The organism is Allobosea sp. 10L422, assembly GCF_056395345.1.
The window spans coordinates 159,853-180,936 of the sequence record NZ_JBFTJI010000009.1 but is presented as its reverse complement, the minus strand read 5'-3'; the positions used below and the strand labels follow the sequence as shown (position 1 = coordinate 180,936).

Here is a 21,084-nt window from a genome sequence, read left to right as displayed (position 1 = left end):
AGCCCATGGCCAAGATCGAGCCGACCGTTACGTCCCCGGTGCCTGTCGAGGCACCCGCCGTGACGCCGCCCCCCGCATTCAGCCCCGCTCCCGCAGCCGCGATGCCTGCATCGCCCGCGCCCGCCGTCGTCGTCGGCTCCGCCGTGCCGGCCTCCGCCGAGGCCGCGTCGAAGCCCGATCCGCGCCAGCTCGACCAGCTCTCCCGCATCGAGGAGAAGGCCGCGCGCATCGAGGAGAAGTTCGCGCGCTACGAAGCCGTCTTGACCCGCGCCGAGGCCTCGCTGGAACGCAGCGCCCACAAGGTCGACGCCGCCGCCGGCACGATGGATTTTGCCGCGATCCGCGGTGAGATTTCCGCCCTGCGCGACCGCGTCGATGCCACGCCGCGCGCCGGCACACTGTTTTTGACCGCCATCGTAACGGCCGCTTTGACTGTCGCGCTCACCATTGTGGTGCTAAAATTCGGCGTCCCCGGCCTGTTCGGGAGCCTGCTGACGCGATGACCGCCTTCCGCACCCTCGACGACGCCGATCTTGCAGGCAAGCGCGTCCTCGTCCGTGTCGACCTCAACGTCCCGATGGAGGACGGCAAGGTCAGCGACACCACCCGCATCGACCGCGTTATGCCGACCATCCGCGAGATCGCCGACAAGGGCGGCAAGGTCATCCTGCTCGCCCATTTCGGCCGCCCCAAGGGCCGCGACGACAAGAACAGCCTGAAGCAGATCGTGCCGGCGCTGACGCAGGCGCTCGGCCGCCCCGTCACCTTTGTCGACGACTGCATCGGTGAGGCAGTCGCCAAGGCCGTCGCCGCGGGCAAGAACGGCGATGTGCTGCTGCTGGAGAACACCCGCTTCCACGCCGGTGACGAGAAGAACGACGCCGAGTTCGTGAGGGCGCTCGCCGCCAATGGCGATATCTACGTCAACGACGCCTTCTCGGCCGCGCACCGCGCCCATGCCTCGACCGAGGGCCTCGCCCATGTGCTGCCGGCCTATGCCGGGCGCACCATGCAGGCCGAGCTGGAGGCGCTTTCCGCCGGCCTCGACAATCCCGCCCGCCCGGTGATGGCGATCGTCGGTGGCGCCAAGGTCTCGACCAAGCTCGAGCTGCTCGGCAACCTCGTCAGGAAGGTCGACGTGCTCGCCATCGGCGGCGGCATGGCCAACACCTTCCTCGCCGCCCGCGGCGTCGACGTCGGCAAGTCGCTCTGCGAGCATGACTTGCTCGACACCGCCCGCGAGATCGAGGCCAAGGCCAAGGCCGCCGGCTGCGAGATCCTGCTCCCCGTCGACGCGCTGGTGGCGCGCGAATTCAAGGCGCATCCCAGCTACCGGGTCGTGCCGGTCGATGAAGTCGAGCCGGACGAGATGATCCTCGATGCCGGCCCGCTCAGCATCGCCGAGGTCGTGCTGCGACTTGAGAAGGTGAATACGCTGGTCTGGAACGGCCCCTTCGGCGCCTTCGAGTTGCCGCCATTCGACACCGCGACCGTCGCTGTCGCCAAGGCCACGGCCAAGCACGTCAAGGCAGGCAAACTCGTTGCGGTCGCTGGCGGCGGCGACACCGTCTCGGCCATGAACCATGCCGGCGTCGCGGACAGCCTGTCCTACGTCTCGACGGCGGGCGGCGCCTTCCTCGAATGGATGGAAGGCAAGGCTCTGCCGGGCGTCGAGGCGCTGCGGAAGGCCTGATTCCGACTATTTTTCAGGGGCCGCCCGGCGACGGAGCGGCCCTTCGCATTTTCAGCATGTCAGTGCTTTAGTTTTGCGCCGGTGGTGCTTACGCACTACATCCAAGCTCATATCGATTAGCCAAAGGGGAGTGCCAATCGTGGCCCGTATCACGCTTCGCCAGTTGCTCGACCACGCCGCCGAGAACGACTACGGCGTGCCCGCCTTCAACATCAACAACATGGAGCAGGCGCTGGCGATCATGGCGGCGGCTGATGCCACCGACGCGCCCGTCATCATCCAGGCCTCGCGGGGCGCGCGTTCCTACGCCAACGACATCATGCTCAAGCACATGATGGACGCGGTCACCGAGATCTATCCGCACATCCCGGTCTGCGTGCATCTCGACCACGGCAACGAGCCGGCGACCTGCATGACCGCGATCCAGGCCGGCTTCACCTCCGTGATGATGGACGGCTCGCTCAAGGCCGACGGCAAGACCCCCGGCGACTGGGACTACAATGTCGGCGTCACCAAGACGGTCACCGACATGGCCCATCTCGGCGGCATCTCCGTCGAAGGCGAGCTCGGTGTCTTGGGTTCGCTCGAAAGCGGCGAAGGCGAGAAGGAAGACGGCCACGGCTTCGAGGGCAAGCTCAGCCACGACCAGCTCCTGACCAACCCCGACGAAGCCGTGAAGTTCGTCGCCGAGACCAAGGTCGATGCGCTCGCCATTGCCATGGGCACCTCGCACGGCGCCTACAAGTTCACCCGCAAGCCCGACGGCGCGATCCTGGCGATGAACGTCATCGAGGAGATCCACAAGAAGCTGCCGAACATGCACCTCGTCATGCACGGCTCGTCGAGCGTCCCGCAGGACCTCCAGGACATCATCAACCAGTATGGCGGCAAGATGCCCCAGACCTGGGGCGTGCCGGTCGAGGAGATCCAGCGCGGCATCAAGCACGGCGTCCGCAAGATCAACATCGACACCGACAACCGCATGGCGATGACCGGCCAGATCCGCAAGATCCTGTCCGAGAACCCCGGCGAGTTCGACCCTCGCAAATATCTGAAGCCTGCCATGGAAGCGATGACCAAGCTCTGCACGCTACGCCTGCAGGAGTTCAACACCGCCGGCCAGGCCTCGAAGATCAAGCGCATCATCACGCTCGCCGAAATGGCCAAGCGCTACGCCAAGGGCGAGCTCGACCCGACCTTCGGCGCCAAGAAGGCGGCCTGATCGCGTCGACGATAGCCAGATTTCCAGCGCCCGGCCTCGTGCCGGGCGTCTTTGTCTGGGCCGGGCGCATCGCTCCGGTTGCGGCCGGCATGTATGCGATGCTCTTTCCGTGCGCGCCGATTTCTGATTCAACGGCAAGGCCCCGCCGCCCGAACCTCCGCAATCCCATGTCGATCGTCTTTTCAGCCCTGGTCGCGGTCTTCGTCGGTTTCGCGGCCTCCGTGGCCGTCATCCTCTCGGCGGCGCAGGCGCTCGGCGCCACTGCCGGCCAGACCGTCTCCATGGTCGCCGCGCTCGCCATCGGCACGGCCATCGCCAGCCTCTGGCTGTCCTGGCGCTATCGCATGCCGATGATCTGCGCCTGGTCGACTCCCGGCGCCGCCCTGATCGCGGCCGCCAGCGGCTTCGATATGGCCTCGGCGGTCGGCGCTTTCCTCATCGCCGCCGTGCTGATGATGCTGACCGCCGCCTTCCGTCCCCTTGGCCGGCTGATCGAGCGCATCCCGATGCCGATCGCCTCGGCGATGCTGGCGGGCGTCATCTTCCGCTTCGTCGTCGCGGTCTTCGACGAGATGCGACTTTCGCCCGCGCTCGTGCTGCCGCTGCTCGCGATCTTCCTCGTCGCGCGGCTGGTCAGCCCATTCCTCGGCGTGATCGCCGCGCTGGTCGCCGGGATCGTCATCAGCTTCGCGGGCGGGCTCGCTCACTGGCCGGCGGGAGAGATCGCACTCACCGGCCTCGAATTCGTCACGCCGCGCTTCGATATTGCCGCCATGCTTGGTATCGGCGTCCCGCTCTATCTCGTCACCATGGCCGCCCAGAACCTGCCGGGCTTCGCCGTGCTGCGCGCCGCGGGCTACAAGCCGCCGACGGCCCCGGCCCTGTTCGTCACCGGCCTTGCATCGCTGGTGACCGCACCCTTCGGCGCGCATATGACCAACATGGCGGCGATATCGGCCTCGATCTGCACGGGCGGCGACACCCATCCCGATCCAAAGCAGCGCTGGAAGGCGGGCGTGCTCTACGGCTTCGCCTATCTCGCCGTCGCCGGCTGCACCGGCCTGTTGATCGCGCTGCTGCTTGCTCTGCCGAAAGCGCTGATCGTGGCGGTCGCCGGCCTGGGGCTCGTCGGCTCGTTCACCGGCGCGCTTGCCCAGGCGATGTCTTCCGACAAGGAGCGCTTCGCCGCCGTGATCGCCTTCTGCATCGCGGCGTCGAGTCTTTCGCTGTTCGGCATCGGCTCGGCCTTCTGGAGTCTCATTGCCGGGCTTGCGGTCTTGACATTGGACTTCGCTGCGGGCCGTTTGCGCAGCCGATCATGACCACGCACTCCTCTCCCACCCGCCTGATGCTCGTCACCCCGCCCGTCGAGGACGCGGAGGCGATCGCCTTTCGCCTGATGCAGGCGATGGCCGGCGGCGACATCGCCGCCATCGTGTTGCGCCTCACGCCCGGCGACGACCGCAGCCGCATCGAGCGCGTCAAGCGCCTCGCCGCGCCGGTCCAGGCCAATAATGTCGCCCTCGTCGTCGAGGACAGCGCGCTCGTCGCGACCCGCGGCGGCGCCGACGGCGTGCACGTCACCGGCGGTCCCGAAGCGATCGCCGAGGCCCGCTCCAGCCTGAAGAACGAGCGCATCATCGGCGCTGGCGGCCTGCGGGCCCGGCACGATGCGATGGATGTCGGCGAGACCGGCGTCGACTATGTCATGTTCGGCGAGCCGCGCGCCGATGGCAGCGTTCCTCCGCTCACGGCCGTGATCGAGCGCGCCGGCTGGTGGGCCGAGATTTTCGAGACGCCCTGCGTCGCCTACGCGCCCGATGCCGAATCGATCCCTGCGCTGGTCGAGACCGGCGCAGAATTCGTCGCCCTCGGCGCCTGGGCCTTCGAGGAAGGGCAGGATATCCGCGCCCTGGTCGAGTCCGCCAATGCCGCGATCGCCGCGTGCTCGGCGCGAAAGACGGCGCGATGAAGCAGCTCCTGCGCCTTGCCTGCCTCGCCGGCACCCTGCTGGCGGCGGTGCCGGCCGGCGCTGCCGCCTACGCGGACAACGCCTACGGAGCCTATCAGGTCGGCCATTATCGTCGGGCGCTGTCCGAGGCTCTGAAGCGCGTCGAGGCCGACAACAACGACGCCGCCGCGATGACGCTGATCGGCGAACTCTATCGCCAGGGCCTCGGCGTTGCGCCCGACCAGAAGGTCGCGACGGAATGGTACGAGCGGGCCGAGGCGCGCGGCGACATCAACGCCGCCTTCGCCCTGGCGACCCAGCTTCTCGACGAGAAGAGCGGCAAGCGCGATCCTGCCCGCGCCGGCGCCCTGCTGGAGAAGGCTGCCGCGGCCGGCCATCCGGCCGCGAACTACAATCTTGGGCTGACCCTGCTCGCCACCGGCCGCGAGGCGGATGACCAGCGCGCCGTCGCCTGCCTGGAGATCGCCGCCAAATCCAATGTCGCGGACGCCATGCATGCCCTGGGCGTGCTGGCGAAGCAGGGCCGCGGGATGCCGGCCAGCGAGGAGACGGCGGCACGCTGGATGAAGCAGGCGGCTGCGGCCGGCAATGTTCCCGGCATGGTCGAATATGCGATCATGCTGTTCAACGGCATCGGCGTGAACAAGGACGAAGCGCACGCGGCGAAACTGTTCCAGCGCGCCGCGGTGCTCGGCAACCCGATCGCCCAGAACCGTCTGGCCAAGCTGTACCAGTTCGGCCTCGGCATTCCGCCGGATACGATCGAGGCCGCCGCCTGGCACCTCGCAGCCCGCGCCCAAGGGCTCGACGACGCCGCGCTGGATGGCCTGTTCGATCGGCTGAAGCCCGAACAGCAGGCCCGCGCCGCGCGCATTGCGGCCAGCCGCATCAGCAGCGCCGTCTTGACGGCGCAGTAAGAGCCGCGCAAGTGACGGTACGCTATTCCTGCCGGGCGCATCACCAGCGCTGCTGGCTCACCGCGCCTTCGCGGCGCGCAAGAGGTTTCCGATGATCCGCTCCCCCCTGATGACCGTGATGACCGACGCCGTGATGAAGGCGTCCCGTTCGCTGAAGCGCGACTTCGGCGAGGTCGAGAACCTGCAGGTGCTCGCCAAGGGCCCGGGCGACTTCGTCTCCAAGGCCGACCACAAGGCCGAGGAGATCCTGCGCGAGTCGCTGGAGAAGGCCCGCCCCGGCTATGGCTTCGTTATGGAGGAGAGCGGCGTCGTCCACGGCACCGACGAGAGCAACCGCTGGCATATCGATCCGCTCGACGGCACCCACAACTTCCTGCGCGGCATCCCGCACTGGAACATCTCGGTCGCGCTGGAGCGCGACAACCAGTTCATCGCCGGTGTGATCTATGACGCCGCCAAGGACGAGATGTTCATGGCCGAGAAGGGCAAGGGCGCCTTCGTCAACAACCGCCGCCTGCGCGTCTCCGGCCGCAACGAGCCGGCCGACATGCTGATCGGCACCGGCATCCCGCATATCGGCAAGGGCGGCCACGGCCAGTTCCTGCGCGAGCTCGCCGCCGTGATGCCGCGCTTCGCCAATGTCCGCCGCATGGGCTCGGCCGCGCTCGACATCGCCTATGTCGCGGCCGGCCGCATGGATGCCTATTGGGAGCGCGGCCTCAACACCTGGGATTTCGCCGCGGGCGCCGTGCTCATCCGCGAAGCCGGCGGCACCTTCGGCACGCTCGACGGCAAGCCGGTGACCAGTGCGAAGGATATCATCTGCGGCAACGAGGCCGGCGAGCGCGCGCTTGCCGCGGCGCTTAAGACGGCGACCGCCTGAGCGGCTTCCCGGGCACGCCGGCGCTCGTCCCGGGCGCCGGGACTTCGTCAAACCGGCTTTGAGACAGAACTGTAGCTCTTTCGTGCTTGATCCCGGCGGCGGGGAAGGCGACAGTCCTCCCCGCACTCCGAGGCGAACGGAAGACGACGAATGGCGAACGAGGATTTCGCGGCCGAGCCGGTGACGGCCGCACCCCTGCGTACGGAGACCCGTTTCTCGCGCCCGCTTCGCTACATCGTCCGTGCGGTCCTGTTTCTCGCCCTGATCGGCTTCCTCGGCTTCATTCTTCAGAACGGCCTGAAACAGGCCTTCATGACCAATCCGGGGCTGAACGGCCTCATTGTCGGCGCGCTGTTCGTCGGCGTGCTCATCGCGTTGCGCGAGCTCTGGCGTCTCCAGAGCGAGGCCCGCGCCGCCACGCGGCTTGCCGCCGCTCCCGCCTCGGCGCAGGTCCGGCGTAGCGACGTCATCGCGCCGTTCGGCTCCCTCCTCGCCGCGCTCGATCGCGGAACGCTCGCCCCCACCCAGGCCGTCTCGGCCCTCGAATCGGTCGCGGTCAGGCTCGACGACGGGCGCGAGGTGCTGCGTTACCTCGCCGGGCTGCTCGTCTTCCTCGGCCTGCTCGGCACCTTCTGGGGCCTGCTCGACACGGTGGGCTCGGTCGGAACCGTCATCAAGTCGCTGCGCACGGGCGCCGAAGCCGGAGTGCTCTTCGACGAGCTGAAGGCCGGGCTCTCCGCCCCGCTCGCCGGCATGGGCCTGTCTTTCTCGTCATCGCTCTTCGGCATCGCCGGCTCGCTGATTCTCGGTTTCCTCGATCTTCAGGTGGGGCAGGCGCAGCGCCGCTTCCGCAACGAGCTCGAAAGCTGGCTCGGCACCCGTACCGCAACACCGGAAACCATCGTGCCCCTGCTCGCCGCGGGCGACCCTTTGGCCGACCGCTTCGAAAGGCTGAGCGCCGCGATGGCAGACGGCGCCTCGAACAATCGCGCGGCGACCCAGGCGCTCGCCAACCTCGCCGAGGGCATCCAGGGCCTCGTCCAGCATATGCGCTCCGAGCAGCAGATGATCCGCGACTGGGTGGAGGCGCAGGCCACGCGCGAGAAGGATCTGAAGCGACTGATCGAACGCCTTACGGCTGACCAGATCACCGAGCCATGATCGCCGCCGGCACCTCAGGAACCTGATCCATGGCCCTCTCCCGCGCCCATCGCCGCGAGGAATTGAATTTCTGGCCCGGCTTCGTCGACGCGCTCTCGACGATGCTGATCGGCATCGTCTTCCTGCTCACCGTCTTCGTCCTCGGCCAGTTCTTTCTCTCGCAGGAGCTCACCGGCAAGGACACCGCGCTGGAGCGGCTCAACAGGCAGATCTCCGAACTCACCGATCTGCTGGCGCTGGAGCGTTCCTCGAACCGGCAGGCGCAGGAGAACCTGCAGCTCATGCAATCGACCCTGACGCGCGAGCAGGACGAGCGCGGTCGCCTGCAGGGCCAGCTCGCCACCCAGAACAATGCCGCCCCGGTCCAGCTCGCAGAGGCGCAGAAGGCGCTGGACGCCGAAAAGCAGCTCTCCGCCCGCGCCCAGTCGACGGTCGATCTCGTCAACCAGCAGATCCTCGCCATGCGCCGCCAGCTCGCCGCACTGGAAGAGGCGCTGGCCGCTTCGGAAGCCAAGGACAAGGAATCGCAGACGCGCATTTCGGAGCTCGGCTCGCGGCTCAACGTCGCCCTCGCTCAGCGCGTCCAGGAGCTTGCGCGCTATCGCTCGGACTTCTTCGGACGTCTGCGGCAGGTGCTCGGCACAAGGCCTGACATCCGCGTCGTCGGCGACCGCTTCGTCTTTCAATCGGAAGTCTTCTTCGATGCCGGCCAGGCCGTGCTGAAGCCCGAGGGCAAGGTCGAGCTCGACAAGCTCGCCACCATCCTGCTCGATCTCGGCAACGAGATGCCGCCCGACCTGCCCTGGATCCTGCGCGTCGACGGTCACACCGACAACCGCCCGATCAAGACCGCCCAGTTCCCCTCGAACTGGCATCTCTCCTCGGGCCGCGCCATCGCCGTGGTCGAATACCTGATCTCGCGCGGCCTGCCGACGGACCGTGTCGCCGCCACCGGCTTCGGCGAGTATCAGCCGCTCGACGTCGCCAACACCGACGAAGCACACCGCCGCAACCGCCGTATCGAGTTCAAGATCACGGAGCGCTGAGCATGTCCGTCAGGCGCCGCTCTCTCGCAATCGCCGGGGCACTCGCGCTGATGCTGGCGGCCCCGGCTTCCGCCCAGTCGCCCGACGGCGGCGGGCGCTATCTCCACGACATGCTGAAGCAGCCGACCTATCGCGAGACCTGGACGCACATGGTCGGCAAGCTCGGCCCGCGCGAATCCTGGCTCAGGGCTGACAAGCTGAGCGGTCCTGGCGGCCCCAGCACGATCGTCACGGTCGGCGACCAAACCTTCGAGCGCGTCGACACCTGCAAGCGCCACGATTGCGGCGACAACCGGTTCTATGCGCTGTTCTCGCCCGATGGCAGCGAGGCGCTCGGCGTCCTCATCCAGCCCGGCCATATCCGTTTCTTCGGCCAACCCAGCGAGGCACAGCAGCGCGCGCTGGTGGGGCCCTAGCTCGGCTTCATAGACGGCCCGTCATTCCGGACAAGCCGCTTTAGCGGCGCGCTTCGCGCGGCCGGAATGACGGCTGTTGTCTTCCTCTATCCTAGGCCACCTCGAGCCCGAACTGCAGCGCCGCCAGTCGGGCATAGAGCCCGCCGCGTGCCTTGAGCTCGGCATGCGTGCCTTCCTCGACGATGCGACCGTCTTCCATGACGAGGATTCGATCGGCCGAGAGGATAGTCGCCAGACGATGCGCCACGACCAGGGTCGTGCGCCCCAGCATCAGCCGGTCGAGCGCATCCTGAACCGCCCTTTCGCTTTCCGAATCGAGCGCGCTCGTCGCCTCGTCGAGCAGCAGGATCGGCGCATCCTTGAGGATCGCCCGCGCGATGGCGAGACGCTGGCGTTGCCCACCCGACAGCGTGACGCCGCGCTCGCCGACGACCGTGTCGTAGCCCTGCGGCAGCGCCCGAATGAACTCTTCGGCCGCCGCAAGCCGCGCCGCCGCCTCGACCTCCTCCCGCGAGGCGTCGGGACGGCCATAGGCGATGTTGTCCCGAACCGAGACGCCGAAGACGGTCGGCTCCTGCGGAACCAGCGCAAAACGCTCGCGCCAGATCTCCGGATCGGCCTCGGGGCCGGCGACGCCGTCGACGACGACGCGCCCGTCCTGCGGATCGTAGAAGCGCAGCGCGAGCTGCAGCACCGTGCTCTTGCCGGCGCCGGACGGCCCGACCAGCGCCACGCGCTCGCCCGGCCGCACGGAGAAGCTCAGATTCGACAGCGCCGGGCCGAGCCGGCTGGGATAGCTGAACGAGACGTTCTCGAAGGCGAGTTCGCCGAGCGAGGGCTCCGGCATCGGCTTGGGATGTGGCGGCGCGGCTATCGCGGGCTTCAGGGCCAGGATCTCGCCGAGCCGGCCCGAGGCGCCGGCTGCAGCGCTGATGTCGCCATAGACCTCGGACAGTTGGCCGAGCGAGCTTGCCGCCAGCACCGCATAGAGAATGAACTGCGAGAGCCGGCCGCCCGTCATCCGCCCGTCGAAGACCTCGGTCGCCCCCGTCCAGAGCACGCAGACTACGCTGGCGCTGACCAGGAAGATCGCGACGCCGGAGAGCAGCGCGCGTGAGGCCGTCGCCTCCCGCGAGGCGGCATAGGCCCCGTCGGAGGCAGCTTCGAAGCGGGCCGAGGTCTGGCGGGCGGCACCGAAGGACTGCATCGTCCGGATCGCACCGACAGCCTCGGCGGCAAAGGCGGAGGCGTCGGCCAGCCTGTCCTGCGCTGCCCGCGCCCGGCGCCGGACCGTGCGGCCCGACAGCACCAGCGGGATCACGATCAGCGGGATCACGCCGATGACGATGGCTGATAGCCGCGGGCTCGTCGCCACCATCAGCCCGAGTGCGCCCAGCGTCATGATGACGTTGCGGAGCGCGATCGAGGCGGTCGAGGCGAAGGTGGACTTGATCTGCGTGGTGTCCGCGGTGAGTCGCGAGACGAGGTCGCCCGCCTTGCTCGAATCGAAGAAGGCCGGCTCCAGCCGCGTCAGGTGGCGGAAGACATCGGCGCGCAGCGAGGAGACGATGCGCTCGCCGATGGTCATGACGAGATAGAAGCGCGCCGAACTCGCCAGCGCGAGCACGGCGACCACGCCGATCAGCAGGATGAAATAGCTGTTGGCGAGCTGCCGCTCGCCGCCGGCGAAGCCGACATCGATGACGCGCCGCACCGCCATCGGCAGCACCAGCGTCGCCAGCGACGCGATCACCAACGCGACGAGCGCGAAGGCGATCCGCCCCTTCTGCGCACGCGCATAGGGCCAGAAGGTCGCGAGCGAGCGGAAGTCGGGACGCGCCTTCTTGTCGTTCTTGTCAGCCTCGGCCACGCGCCGAACCTCCTTCGTCTCGCGCGTGCGCACGCACGCTCTTTCAACCAATATCAATCTCGCTTCGTGAAGCCCATGAAGGCGAGCTTGGCAAACGACGCATCGCCGCAGGGGCCTGCGTCTTGCCGGTTAAGCTTGCGCTGAAGCCGTGGCTGCGATATGTGCACGCGACTTCACGACAGGCTCATCCGAATTCTTTCGACGGGCCGGGCAGGCCCGCCTGCTTGTCGATGCGCCCGTTTTTGTAAGCTTCGAGGATTTCGTCATGGCCAAGACCGGCATCCACCCCGACTATCACACCATTAAGGTCGTCATGACCGATGGCACCGAATATGCCACCCGTTCGACCTACGGCAAGGAAGGGGACACCCTCAACCTTGACATCGACCCCAAGACCCATCCGGCCTGGACCGGCGGCACCCAGCATATGCTGGACCGCGGCGGCCGCGTCTCGCGCTTCAACACGCGCTTCGCCGGCCTGGGCACCATCGGCAAGAAGTGATTTTCAGGCGTTTCGCCTTTTCGTCACTGATCTGAATCAAGAAAGCCCGGCCTCATCGGCCGGGCTTTTTCGTTCGGGATCCGGCTGTCGGGCCCGGACCGGGCCCGGGCATCTCAGGACGCGACGGCGCTCCCGCCGGAGATTCGCGGATCGATGCTCCGCGAATGACGCGTTTCTTGCGGAAAAGCCTTCTTACCGCGCGAGCCCGAGCCGCGCCTGGAGGCTCGCCAGTTGGTCCTGGACGGGATTGCCGGCTTCGCGGCGGGTTTCCATCCCGGACATCTGGTTTTCGAGATGACGCACGCGGGTCTGCAGCCGCAGCGAATGCGCCATCAAGTGACGCAGGCGCTCCGGCAGCTGTGCGACGACATGCTCGGCCGGCGCGATCATCGGATCGCTGATCTTGACTTTGTTGTGCTCGGTCCTGGCCTGCTCGGCGGTGAGCTCGCCTTCGGCCACGGCGCGCTGGACCAGAAGCCAGGAGGCGATCTGCATCAGCCGCGTCGTCAGGCGCATGCTCTCGGTGGCATAGGTCAGAGCGATCTCGCGTGGCAGCGCCGCCGCCTCCTTGCGGCCTTCCCCGTCGAGATAGGCGGCGGTCTGCTCGACCAGCCCCATGCCTTCGCGAAACAACAGCATGAAAGCGTCCGAACGGACGAAACGGCGCGCAAAGGAAAGCGCGCCCTCCTCCGTCGGCGGATCGAGCAGCTGGGCATCGTTCATGCGGTGTCTCCCATCGGCACAAGCCCGTGCGCCTTTGGAACGCGCCACGGATCATGCCGCTGACGTGGCAAGGATAACGCCGATCGCGTTTCCGAACGCCGCTAAGATGTCGTTAACCTTAACGAGGCTACACCGCTATGGCGGAAACGAGGCCGAAGGCCCCTTCCGGGCACAAGCAGCGCCCCTCTCCACAAGAAGGCGCAGAGGTGCGCGAGAACAAAAAAAGAGCCGCCAAAGGCGGCTCGAAGGTCAACAGGGAGGCGTCAAACAGAGTGGGCAGGAGCCACTCGACATCCAGACAAACTGGATGATGCGATTCATACTTTGGAATCATTAACGCCCTCTTAACGGGCGTTTCTTTTTGACGCTTTTTTCAGGCGAGTTTCCGAAAGAACGCGTCCGCCGCGGAGCGGGTCGCATCCTTGCGCGCCCGCGTCTCGGCCAGGCGTTCGATCTCGGCCTTCAGTGCGGCAATGCGCTCGTCGATCTCGGCGAGCGAGAGCATCGACAGGTCCTGGCCGATCTCATGCACGCTCTTCGGTTTGGGGCGATCATCCTCCGGGAATATCGACATGGCGGCCTCGCATCTGCTCAAACTGCGCGCGGCAGGCTAGCCAACTTGCGGCGACAGTCACGCTGCGCCGCACCATGACGAAGGACGACGAGGCCATGACCCCCATTCCCGAGACGATGACGGCGATCGGCATTCCCGCCCCCGGAGGCCCGGAAGTCCTGCGCCCGGAGACCCGCCCCGTTCCGAAACCCGGCCCCGGCCAGATCCTGGTCGCCATCGCCGCCGCAGGCGTGAACCGTCCCGATGTGCTGCAACGCCTCGGCGGTTACACTCCTCCTCCCGGCGCCTCCGACATTCCGGGCCTCGAATTCTCCGGCACGGTCATGGCGCGCGGCGAAGGCGCGGAGCGTTTCAATGTCGGCCAGCAGGTCTGCGCCCTTGTTCCCGGCGGCGGCTACGCCGAATACGCCGTCGTCCATGAGAACAATGCCCTGCCTGTGCCGGAGGGCTTTTCGCTTATCGAGGCCGGCGCCGTCCCGGAGACCTATTTCACGGTCTGGACCAATGTCTTCCAGCGCGGGCGGCTGCAGGCGGGCGAGAGCTTCCTCGTCCATGGCGGCTCATCCGGCATCGGCACCACCGCGATCCAGCTCGCCAAGGCCTTCGGCGCGACCGTGCTGGCGACCGCCGGCTCCGACGAGAAGTGCCGGGCCTGTCGCGATCTCGGCGCCGATCACGCCATCAACTACCGCACCGAGGATTTCGTCGCCGCGTCCAAAGCCGCGACGGGTGGGCGCGGCGTCGATCTCATCCTCGACATGGTCGGCGGCGATTACATCGACCGCAACTACGAGGCTGCGGCCGATCAGGGCCGCATCGTCCAGATCGCCTTCCTCAACGGCCCGAAGGCGACAGCGAATTTCAGCCGCCTGATGCTGAAGCGCCTGACCCATACCGGCTCGACGCTGCGCCCCCGCACCGTCGCCGAGAAGGCGGCCATCGCTGCCGAACTGCACGAGAAGGTCTGGCCGTTGCTCGAGGCCGGGCGCTGCAAGCCGCAGATCCATGCTACATTCCCGCTGGCCCGGGCCGCGGACGCCCATCGTCTGATGGAGTCCAGCGCCCATATCGGGAAGATCGTACTGACGGTGTAGCCATGCAGAGCGACGCGCCGACGCCGGACGATGACAAAAAGGCGATTGCCGAGCTGATCGCACGGCAGTTCGCCAGCCTCAGCTGGCGGCCGGGCGCGCCCGCCGATTGGGCCGCCTTCGGTGCCGACTTCCATGACGCCGCCGTGCTCTATCCCTCCGCTCGCCCGGCCCGGCCGCAATCACCCGCCGAGTTCGTCGCGCGGATGCAGGATCTCTCGCTGACGAGCCTGCGCTCCTTCGAGGAAAGCCCGCTCGGCATCGAGATCCGCGTCTTCGGCCATGTCGCTGTGGCAGTCGCAGCCTGCGAGGCCGTGGAGAACACCACCGAAACCGGCCGCACCGTTGAGATGATGCTGCTGGTCAAGGAGGCCGGTTCCTGGACGATCGTGGCGCAGGCCTGGGACAAGGCGACACCGTCCCGGCCGGTCCCGGATGCCCTCCTCTCGGCGTGTGGGCGGCCGCCGCGATGACCTGCAAATCCATGGACACTGGCCACGCCCTCGCCTATAAGGCGCGCCATCCTGCTCATCGTCGATGATTTGGATGGCCGGCCGAGGAGGCCGGTCGGCGCATGAGAGCTTTTGTCCGCGACCCTGCCTTGACGAGCCCGATCGGGCGCGAAGGCCTTCCAGGAGACGCCCCGTGTCACAAACCCCGCTGATGCCCAAAGCCACTGCGGTCTGGCTGGTCGAGAACACCTCTCTGACGTTCGAGCAGATCGCCGAGTTCTGCAAGCTGCATCCGCTCGAGGTGCGTGGCATCGCCGATGGCGAGGTTGCGGCCGGCATCAAGGGCCTCGATCCCATCACCTCCGGCCAGCTCACCCGCGAGGAGCTGGAGCGCGCCGCCAAGAACCCGAACCATCATCTGCGTCTCGCCGAGCGCAAGGTGAAGGTGCCGGAGATCAAGCGCACCAAGGGCCCGCGCTACACCCCGGTCTCGAAGCGCCAGGATCGCCCGAACGCCATCCTCTGGCTGCTGCGCAACCATCCCGAGCTCAAGGACGCGCAGGTCATCCGCCTGATCGGCACGACCAAGTCGACCATCGCGCAGATCCGCGACCGCACGCACTGGAACGCCCAGCAGCTCACCCCGATCGACCCGGTCAGCCTTGGCCTGTGCTCGCAGATCGACCTGGACTTCGAGGTTGCCCGCGCCGCCAAGGACCGTCCGGCCGCGCTGGCCGAAGCCGGCTCGACCCTGCTGTCCGCCGAAGAGACCACGGCTCCGGCGCCCGCGCGCAGCGAAAGCCAGCCCTTCGCCGATATGAGCCGGCCGAAGCGCGAGGAAGAGGCGGCGATCGACGTCGATTCCGTCTTCGCCAAGCTGAAGCAGCTCAAGCGCCCGGCTGATGAGGACGACGAGGGCTGAGGCCCTGCCTCACGGCGTCATGCTCGGGCTTGGCCCGGGCATCTCTTCGACACGATTCTCGGGTCAGCGCTCCGCGCCGCCCGAGAATGACGGCGGTAGCTACCCGATCCCCCTGCCCTTCAGGACCACGCCGATCTCGTCGAGCACCCCAGCGTCCTCGATCGTCGCCGGCACGGCATAATCCTCGCCGTCGGCGATCTTCTTCATCGTCGCCCGCAGGATCTTGCCGGAACGCGTCTTCGGCAGCCGGTTCACCGTCACCGCGAGCTTGAAGGCCGCCACCGGCCCGATGCGCTCGCGCACCAGCGCGACCAGCTCCTTCTCGACCTCGGCCGGCGACTGGCTCACGCCCGCCTTCAGCACGACGAAGCCGCAGGGCTGCTCGCCCTTGAGCGCGTCGCGAATGCCGACCACCGCGCATTCCGCCACGGCCGGATGCGCCGCCAGCACCTCCTCCATTCCCCCGGTTGAGAGCCGGTGGCCGGCGACGTTGATGATGTCGTCGGTGCGCCCCATGATGAAGACATAACCGTCCTCGTCGATGAAACCGGCATCCGAGGTGTTGTAGTAACCCGGATAGGCCGTCAGATATGCCTGCTTGAAGCGCTCGTCGTCATTCCACAGCGTCGGCAGCGCGCCGGGCGGCAGCGGCAGCTTCAGCACGATCGCGCCCATCGTGCCCGGTTTCACCGGGTGGCCGGCCTCATCGAGGCATTGCACCTCCCAGCCCGGCAGCGGAACCGTCGGCGAGCCGTGCTTCACTGGCAGCAGGCCGAGACCCATCGGATCGCCGACGATGGGCGAGCCGCTCTCGGTCTGCCACCAATGGTCGATCACCGGCACCTTCAGCAGTTCCTCGGCCCATTTCAGCGTCTCGGGGTCGGCCCTCTCGCCGGCGAGGAAGAGCGCCCTGAACCGCGACAGGTCATGGCCGGCGAGGTACTTGCCCTGGGGGTCCTCCTTGCGGATGGCGCGGAAGGCGGTCGGCGCGGTGAACAGCACCTTGACGCCATGCTCGGCGATCACGCGCCAAAAGGCGCCGGGATCGGGCGTGCCGACCGGCTTGCCCTCGTAGAGCACACTGGTCGCGCCCTGGATCAGCGGTCCATAGACGATATAGCAGTGGCCCACGACCCAGCCGACATCGGAGGCGGTGAACATCACCTCGTCGGCCTTCACGTCGAAGAACTGATCCATTGTCGCCTTGAGCACCACCATGTGCCCGCCATTGTCGCGCACGACGCCCTTCGGCCGGCCGGTCGTGCCGGAGGTGTAGAGGACATAGAGCGGGTCGGTCGCGGCAACCTCGACGCAATCGGCCTTGCGCCCGGCGGCCTTCGCCGCCGCCACCAGCGTGCGCCAGTTCTTGTCGCGCGTCGCATGCATCGAGGCGTCGGCCTGCGGCCGCTGCAGCACGACGCAGGTCTGCGGCTTGTGCCGGGCCATCTCGATCGCGCCGTCGAGCAGCGGCTTGTATTCGACCACGCGCGTCGGCTCGATGCCGCAGGTCGCTGTCAGGATCACTTTGGGCTCGGCGTCGTCGATGCGCGTCGCGAGTTCCTTGGCGGCGAAACCGCCGAACACCACCGAATGCACGGCGCCGATGCGGGCGCAGGCCAGCATGGCGAAGGCCGCCTCCGGCACCATCGGCATATAGATGAGGACGCGATCGCCCTTGGCGACGCCGAGATCCTGCAGCACGGCCGCGAGCGTCGCGACCTCCTCCAGCATCTGGGCATAGGTGTATTTGGCCTTCGTCCCGGTCACCGGGCTGTCGTAGATCAGCGCGACCTGATCGCCGCGCCCGTCGCGCACATGCCGGTCCAGCGCGTTGAAGCAGGTGTTGCAGGTCGCGTCCGGGAACCAGCGGCCATAGATGCCGGCCGAGGCGTCGAATGCCTTCTGCGGCGGCTTGATCCAGTCGATACCCTCAGCGATCTCGAGCCAATAGGCATCCGGATCGGCCTGCCAACTTGCATAGGTCTCGCGATAGCCCTCAGTGGGGCGGGCGGGTGCCGCATGGGAGCCATTCATCGGAAGCGTTCCTCTGCGCCGGGTTTCATCCTAAAGCCCCACAGCGAGCCGGCGATGGCGGGGCAGGTTTTGCAGGGAATCCTGCGCACTCCCCTCCGACAGCGCAAGCGCGCAAACTTAAGACTTTCGCCCATCCCATTCTGCACCTCTCGGCTCTGCGGCGCAGCGTCACCCCATGTCCTTCGATCTCATCTTCTTCGCCGCCATGGTGCCGGCCGTCGTCTTGACGGGGCTGGCGAAGGGCGGCTTTTCGGGGCTCGGCCTGCTTTCCTTGCCGCTGATGGCGCTGGTCGTCTCGCCGGTGACGGCAGCCGCGATCATGCTGCCGCTGCTGATCGCGCAGGACGTGGTCTCGGTCTGGTCCTACCGGCGGGACTTCGACCGCCGCAATCTTGCAACCCTGGCGCCCGGCGCGCTGCTGGGCATCCTCCTCGGCTATCTGCTGGCGGCGAAGGTCTCGGACGCGGCCGTCGTTCTCGCCGTCGGGCTGATCTCGGTCGGATTCGCGTTGCGCCGCATGCTGAGCGACGGCACGAAGCCCGCCGCTGCCACCAAGGCGAATTGGAGCGCGGGCGGCATCTGGGGCTTCCTCTGCGGCTTCACCAGCATGGTCGCCCATGCCGGCGGCCCGCCCTTCCAGATCTACGTCATGCCGCAGAAGCTCCCGCCCGCCGTCTTCGTCGGTACCGGCGCGATCTTCTTCGCCGCGATGAACTGGGTGAAGATCATCCCCTATCTCGCGCTCGGCCAGCTCAGCAGCCAGAACCTCATGGCCTCCGTCGCGCTGCTGCCTTTCGCCATCGCGGCGACCTTTGCCGGGGTCTGGCTGGTCCGGCGGGTTCCGGCCGAGCGCTTCTACGGCATCGTCTACTGGCTGCTGCTGCTCGTTGGCGCGAAGCTGGTCTTCGACGGCGTGCGCGACCTGCACCTTCTCGGCTGATACCACGTCGGCCCTCATCCTGAGGAGCAAGCGCAGCCTGCGTCTCGAAGGACGAGGGCTTGCAACGTGCCGCCCCGATCCGCGCGATTGCGCCGCATCGGAAAAAGGGATGGATTACGCAAAGGCGCTCCAGCCGCTAAGTCTGGCGCGCTTGCGTGGAAGGCTTTCCGATGACCCGTTCGGCCTATGACACCGATCTCGACCGCAACCCGGCGAATTTCCAGCCGCTGACGCCGCTTCCTTTTCTTGAGCGCGCCGCTGCGGTCTTCCCGGGCCGCACCGCGATCATCCACGGCCCGCTGCGCCGTTCCTATGCCGAGTTCTATGCCCGCTCGCGCCGGCTTGCCTCCGCGCTGGCGAAGCATGGCATCGGCAAGAACGATACCGTCGCGGCCATGCTGCCGAACACGCCGGCCATGCTCGAATGCCATTACGGCGTGCCGATGGCCGGCGCCGTGCTCAACACGCTGAACACAAGGCTCGACGCCGCGATCATCGCCTTCTCGCTCGACCATGGCGAGGCCAAGGTGCTGATCTGCGACCGCGAGTTCTCGAAAACGATCAAGGAGGCGCTCGCGCTCTGCGAGGCGAAGCCGCTGGTCATCGACTATGACGACCCGGTCTATGACGGCCCCGGCGAACGGCTGGGCAGCGTCGAATACGAGGACTTTGTTGCCGGCGGCGACCCGGATTTCGCCTGGCAGATGCCGTCAGACGAATGGGACGCCATCGCGCTCAACTACACCTCCGGCACCACCGGCGACCCGAAAGGCGTGGTCTATCACCACCGCGGCGCCAACCTGCTCGCCACCTCCAACGTCATCACCGGTAATATGGGCCGGCATCCGGTCTATCTCTGGACGTTGCCGATGTTCCACTGCAACGGCTGGTGCTTCCCCTGGACGATCTCGATCGTCGCCGGCACCCATGTCTGCCTGCGGCAGGTCCGCGCCAAGGCGATGTACGATGCGCTTGCCGACCATGGCGTCACCCATCTCTGCGGCGCGCCGATCGTCATGTCGGCACTGCTCAACGCCACGCCCGAAGAGCGCCGCGACTTCCCGCAAACGGTGTCCTTCTTCACCGCCGCAGCGCCGCCGCCCGAGGCTGTGCTCGCCGGGATGAAGCAGGCCGGATTCGAGGTAACGCATCTCTATGGGCTGACCGAGTGCTACGGCCCTTCCGTCGTTAATGAATGGAACGACGATTGGGACGCGCTCTCCCCCGCCGATCAGGCTGCCAAGAAGGCGCGCCAGGGCGTTCGCTACCCCGCGCTGGAAGGGCTCGACGTGCTCGATCCCGAGACGATGCAGCCCGTCCCGCGCGACGGCCAGACGCTCGGCGAGGTGATGATGCGCGGCAATGTCGTGATGAAGGGCTATCTCAAGAACTCGAAATCGACCGGGGCCGCCTTCACCGGGGGCTGGTTCCACACCGGCGACCTCGGCGTGCGTTATCCCGACGGCTACATCCAGCTCAAGGACCGCTCCAAGGACATCATCATCTCGGGCGGCGAGAACATCTCCTCGATCGAGGTCGAGGACGCGCTCTACAAGCACCCAGCCGTGCAGGCCGCGGCCGTGGTGGCCAAGCCGGACGAGAAATGGGGCGAGACGCCCTGCGCTTTCATCGAGCTGAAGCCGGGCCAGACCGCGACCGAGGCCGAGATCATCGCCTGGTGCAAAGAGCACCTCGCCTCGTTCAAATGCCCGCGGACGATCGTTTTCGCCGAGGTCCCGAAGACCTCGACCGGCAAGATCCAGAAATTCCGGCTTCGCGAAATGGCGCGGGCGCTCTGACCGGCCCGCGCGGTAGATCGGCGTCAGCTGCGGCCCAGGCGACCATCCGGGGTGTAGCGATCGACTGCTTCTGGAAGGATCTTTGACAGACGTGCCAGCAGATCGTCGCGCGACAGCCCGGTCTGGCGGGCGATCGCATCGATGACCTGCGGGCCGAGAGCCTGTTCCAGCTCGTTCGGCGCAACCTGCTCGTTCGGCCCCTGGCTCACCCAGGAATCGGCCTTCTGGCCCTGCCCCGACTGGTTGAAGCGGTCGACCAGTTCGCCCAGGCCGTTGTTGAGCACCGCGCCGACACCGCCCGCCCCGAGCAAGCCGCCGAGGCCGCCGAGAAGTCCGCCGCCCTCCTGCGGCTGTGCCTGCGCCTGCCCTTGTTGCGGCACGGGCGAGGGAATCTGTCCCGGCTCGGGCTGGCCGCGGCCGCCGAGCCACTCGGCGATCTTGTCGCGGTTCTGGAAGCCCGCCACGGCCAGAAGACCGAGCAAGGCGGTCATGGACGGGAAGCCGCTGCTGCTGTTGTCGTCACTCACGGCAATCACTCCTCTGTCCTGGAATAGGCACGCGTGGATCAGACCGCACGATTGCGGCCGGATAGGGCGCCCCAGATGACGAGCACGACGATCGCGCCGACGACGGCGCCGATCAGCCCCGCGCCTTGGCCCGGCGCGTACCAGCCGAGCGCTTGGCCGAGATAGGTCGCCACGATGGCGCCGACGATGCCGAGGATCGTGGTCAGCACGAACCCGGAAGGCTCGTTCGATCCCGGCATGATGAACTTGGCGACGACGCCGGCAATGAAGCCGATGATGATGGTCCAGACGATGCCCAAGGCTACCTCCCCTTTGCACGAACGCCCGGCCTCAACGGCTG

Annotated in this window: 22 protein-coding genes; 16 read left to right on the top strand and 6 right to left on the bottom strand. The window is 67.3% G+C overall.

Annotated elements, in window-relative coordinates:
• The first annotated feature begins 5 nt into the window (after positions 1-5).
• The 10 genes from AC1DEZ_RS18630 (at position 6) to AC1DEZ_RS18585 (ending at position 9,310) form a co-directional block, all read left to right on the top strand.
• Positions 6-503 (top strand): hypothetical protein, encoded by a 498-nt coding sequence (locus AC1DEZ_RS18630; protein WP_476780342.1) that lies wholly within the window; start codon positions 6-8, stop codon positions 501-503.
• Complete coding sequence (locus AC1DEZ_RS18625) at positions 500-1,693, top strand: phosphoglycerate kinase (protein ID WP_476780341.1); 1,194 nt, start codon at positions 500-502, stop codon at positions 1,691-1,693. The genes AC1DEZ_RS18630 and AC1DEZ_RS18625 overlap by 4 nt, the downstream gene beginning before the upstream one ends.
• Positions 1,694-1,832: 139 nt before the next feature.
• A complete protein-coding gene (gene fba / locus AC1DEZ_RS18620) occupies positions 1,833-2,915 on the top strand; it encodes a class II fructose-bisphosphate aldolase (protein WP_476780340.1) in 1,083 nt (360 codons plus the stop codon).
• 167 nt (positions 2,916-3,082) lie between these two features.
• Complete coding sequence (locus AC1DEZ_RS18615; RefSeq protein ID WP_476780339.1) at positions 3,083-4,237, top strand: benzoate/H(+) symporter BenE family transporter; 1,155 nt, start codon at positions 3,083-3,085, stop codon at positions 4,235-4,237.
• Positions 4,234-4,887 carry a thiamine phosphate synthase gene (locus AC1DEZ_RS18610; protein WP_476780338.1) on the top strand — a complete coding sequence of 218 codons (654 nt, stop codon included), beginning with the start codon at positions 4,234-4,236 and terminating at the stop codon, positions 4,885-4,887. The genes AC1DEZ_RS18615 and AC1DEZ_RS18610 overlap by 4 nt, the downstream gene beginning before the upstream one ends.
• Positions 4,860-5,804: a tetratricopeptide repeat protein gene (locus tag AC1DEZ_RS18605; RefSeq protein WP_476780337.1), complete on the top strand. Its 945-nt coding sequence runs from the start codon at positions 4,860-4,862 to the stop codon at positions 5,802-5,804. The genes AC1DEZ_RS18610 and AC1DEZ_RS18605 overlap by 28 nt, the downstream gene beginning before the upstream one ends.
• Positions 5,805-5,895: 91 nt before the next feature.
• Positions 5,896-6,687, top strand: coding sequence for an inositol monophosphatase family protein (locus tag AC1DEZ_RS18600; protein ID WP_441510212.1), 792 nt, complete (start codon positions 5,896-5,898; stop codon positions 6,685-6,687).
• Positions 6,688-6,837: 150 nt separating this feature from the next.
• Positions 6,838-7,848 (top strand): flagellar motor protein MotA, encoded by a 1,011-nt coding sequence (locus tag AC1DEZ_RS18595; protein WP_476780336.1) that lies wholly within the window; start codon positions 6,838-6,840, stop codon positions 7,846-7,848.
• 29 nt (positions 7,849-7,877) lie between these two features.
• Positions 7,878-8,894, top strand: coding sequence for a peptidoglycan -binding protein (locus tag AC1DEZ_RS18590; RefSeq protein WP_476780335.1), 1,017 nt, complete (start codon positions 7,878-7,880; stop codon positions 8,892-8,894).
• Positions 8,895-8,896: 2 nt separating this feature from the next.
• Positions 8,897-9,310, top strand: a complete 414-nt coding sequence (locus AC1DEZ_RS18585; RefSeq protein WP_476780334.1) for an Ivy family c-type lysozyme inhibitor — start codon at positions 8,897-8,899, stop codon at positions 9,308-9,310.
• Between the two features lie 91 nt (positions 9,311-9,401).
• Here the strand turns inward: AC1DEZ_RS18585 and AC1DEZ_RS18580 are convergent, their stop codons facing one another.
• Positions 9,402-11,180: an ABC transporter transmembrane domain-containing protein gene (locus AC1DEZ_RS18580; protein ID WP_476780333.1), complete on the bottom strand. Its 1,779-nt coding sequence runs from the start codon at positions 11,178-11,180 to the stop codon at positions 9,402-9,404.
• Positions 11,181-11,445: 265 nt separating this feature from the next.
• Here AC1DEZ_RS18580 and rpmE point away from each other — a divergent pair, with 265 nt between their 5' ends.
• Positions 11,446-11,682, top strand: coding sequence for a 50S ribosomal protein L31 (gene rpmE, locus AC1DEZ_RS18575; RefSeq protein WP_441510217.1), 237 nt, complete (start codon positions 11,446-11,448; stop codon positions 11,680-11,682).
• A 192-nt stretch (positions 11,683-11,874) separates the two neighbouring features.
• Here the strand turns inward: rpmE and rcdA are convergent, their stop codons facing one another.
• Together rcdA and AC1DEZ_RS18565 are read right to left on the bottom strand one after the other, a co-directional pair.
• Positions 11,875-12,405, bottom strand: coding sequence for a protease adaptor protein RcdA (gene rcdA, locus AC1DEZ_RS18570; protein WP_441510218.1), 531 nt, complete (start codon positions 12,403-12,405; stop codon positions 11,875-11,877).
• Between the two features lie 373 nt (positions 12,406-12,778).
• A complete protein-coding gene (locus AC1DEZ_RS18565; protein WP_441510304.1) occupies positions 12,779-12,979 on the bottom strand; it encodes a DUF1192 domain-containing protein in 201 nt (66 codons plus the stop codon).
• A gap of 95 nt (positions 12,980-13,074) precedes the next feature.
• On the opposite strand from AC1DEZ_RS18565, the gene AC1DEZ_RS18560 reads away from it, so the two are divergent.
• From AC1DEZ_RS18560 to AC1DEZ_RS18550, 3 genes are all read left to right on the top strand, one after another.
• The gene (locus AC1DEZ_RS18560; protein WP_476780332.1) at positions 13,075-14,073 is read left to right on the top strand and encodes an NAD(P)H-quinone oxidoreductase; all 999 of its coding nucleotides are present in this window, start codon (positions 13,075-13,077) and stop codon (positions 14,071-14,073) included.
• A 2-nt stretch (positions 14,074-14,075) separates the two neighbouring features.
• The gene (locus AC1DEZ_RS18555) at positions 14,076-14,543 is read left to right on the top strand and encodes a nuclear transport factor 2 family protein (RefSeq protein ID WP_476780331.1); all 468 of its coding nucleotides are present in this window, start codon (positions 14,076-14,078) and stop codon (positions 14,541-14,543) included.
• Between the two features lie 172 nt (positions 14,544-14,715).
• On the top strand, positions 14,716-15,444 hold the full coding sequence (locus tag AC1DEZ_RS18550; RefSeq protein WP_441510307.1) for a DUF1013 domain-containing protein: 729 nt from the start codon (positions 14,716-14,718) through the stop codon (positions 15,442-15,444).
• A gap of 99 nt (positions 15,445-15,543) precedes the next feature.
• Here the strand turns inward: AC1DEZ_RS18550 and AC1DEZ_RS18545 are convergent, their stop codons facing one another.
• Positions 15,544-17,478, bottom strand: a complete 1,935-nt coding sequence (locus AC1DEZ_RS18545; RefSeq protein ID WP_476780330.1) for a propionyl-CoA synthetase — start codon at positions 17,476-17,478, stop codon at positions 15,544-15,546.
• Positions 17,479-17,653: 175 nt separating this feature from the next.
• Between AC1DEZ_RS18545 and AC1DEZ_RS18540 the strand changes: the two genes are divergently transcribed.
• Both AC1DEZ_RS18540 and AC1DEZ_RS18535 read left to right on the top strand, forming a co-directional pair.
• Entirely contained in the window at positions 17,654-18,418 is a 765-nt protein-coding gene (locus tag AC1DEZ_RS18540) for a sulfite exporter TauE/SafE family protein (protein ID WP_476780329.1), read from the top strand.
• Between the two features lie 170 nt (positions 18,419-18,588).
• Positions 18,589-20,217, top strand: coding sequence for an acyl-CoA synthetase (locus AC1DEZ_RS18535; RefSeq protein WP_476780328.1), 1,629 nt, complete (start codon positions 18,589-18,591; stop codon positions 20,215-20,217).
• 23 nt (positions 20,218-20,240) lie between these two features.
• On the opposite strand, the gene AC1DEZ_RS18530 is transcribed toward AC1DEZ_RS18535, so the two are convergent.
• On the bottom strand, positions 20,241-20,708 hold the full coding sequence (locus tag AC1DEZ_RS18530) for a YidB family protein (RefSeq protein ID WP_476780369.1): 468 nt from the start codon (positions 20,706-20,708) through the stop codon (positions 20,241-20,243).
• 74 nt (positions 20,709-20,782) lie between these two features.
• The gene (locus AC1DEZ_RS18525; RefSeq protein ID WP_441472934.1) at positions 20,783-21,043 is read right to left on the bottom strand and encodes a GlsB/YeaQ/YmgE family stress response membrane protein; all 261 of its coding nucleotides are present in this window, start codon (positions 21,041-21,043) and stop codon (positions 20,783-20,785) included.
• Between the last annotated feature and the right edge of the window lie 41 nt (positions 21,044-21,084).

Bases quoted from the DNA above. Each gene is read 5' to 3' on its own strand.
- AC1DEZ_RS18560 (WP_476780332.1), top strand. From the start codon at position 13,075: ATGACCCCCATTCCCGAGACGATGACGGCGATCGGCATTCCCGCCCCC.
- AC1DEZ_RS18555 (WP_476780331.1), top strand. From the start codon at position 14,076: ATGCAGAGCGACGCGCCGACGCCGGACGATGACAAAAAGGCGATTGCC.
- AC1DEZ_RS18630 (WP_476780342.1), top strand. From the start codon at position 6: ATGGCCAAGATCGAGCCGACCGTTACGTCCCCGGTGCCTGTCGAGGCA.
- AC1DEZ_RS18540 (WP_476780329.1), top strand. From the start codon at position 17,654: ATGTCCTTCGATCTCATCTTCTTCGCCGCCATGGTGCCGGCCGTCGTC.
- AC1DEZ_RS18625 (WP_476780341.1), top strand. From the start codon at position 500: ATGACCGCCTTCCGCACCCTCGACGACGCCGATCTTGCAGGCAAGCGC.
- AC1DEZ_RS18585 (WP_476780334.1), top strand. From the start codon at position 8,897: ATGTCCGTCAGGCGCCGCTCTCTCGCAATCGCCGGGGCACTCGCGCTG.
- AC1DEZ_RS18590 (WP_476780335.1), top strand. From the start codon at position 7,878: ATGGCCCTCTCCCGCGCCCATCGCCGCGAGGAATTGAATTTCTGGCCC.
- rcdA (WP_441510218.1), bottom strand. From the start codon at position 12,405: ATGAACGATGCCCAGCTGCTCGATCCGCCGACGGAGGAGGGCGCGCTT.
- rpmE (WP_441510217.1), top strand. From the start codon at position 11,446: ATGGCCAAGACCGGCATCCACCCCGACTATCACACCATTAAGGTCGTC.
- AC1DEZ_RS18530 (WP_476780369.1), bottom strand. From the start codon at position 20,708: ATGACCGCCTTGCTCGGTCTTCTGGCCGTGGCGGGCTTCCAGAACCGC.
- AC1DEZ_RS18545 (WP_476780330.1), bottom strand. From the start codon at position 17,478: ATGAATGGCTCCCATGCGGCACCCGCCCGCCCCACTGAGGGCTATCGC.
- AC1DEZ_RS18535 (WP_476780328.1), top strand. From the start codon at position 18,589: ATGACCCGTTCGGCCTATGACACCGATCTCGACCGCAACCCGGCGAAT.
- AC1DEZ_RS18610 (WP_476780338.1), top strand. From the start codon at position 4,234: ATGACCACGCACTCCTCTCCCACCCGCCTGATGCTCGTCACCCCGCCC.
- AC1DEZ_RS18565 (WP_441510304.1), bottom strand. From the start codon at position 12,979: ATGTCGATATTCCCGGAGGATGATCGCCCCAAACCGAAGAGCGTGCAT.
- AC1DEZ_RS18615 (WP_476780339.1), top strand. From the start codon at position 3,083: ATGTCGATCGTCTTTTCAGCCCTGGTCGCGGTCTTCGTCGGTTTCGCG.
- AC1DEZ_RS18595 (WP_476780336.1), top strand. From the start codon at position 6,838: ATGGCGAACGAGGATTTCGCGGCCGAGCCGGTGACGGCCGCACCCCTG.
- AC1DEZ_RS18600 (WP_441510212.1), top strand. From the start codon at position 5,896: ATGATCCGCTCCCCCCTGATGACCGTGATGACCGACGCCGTGATGAAG.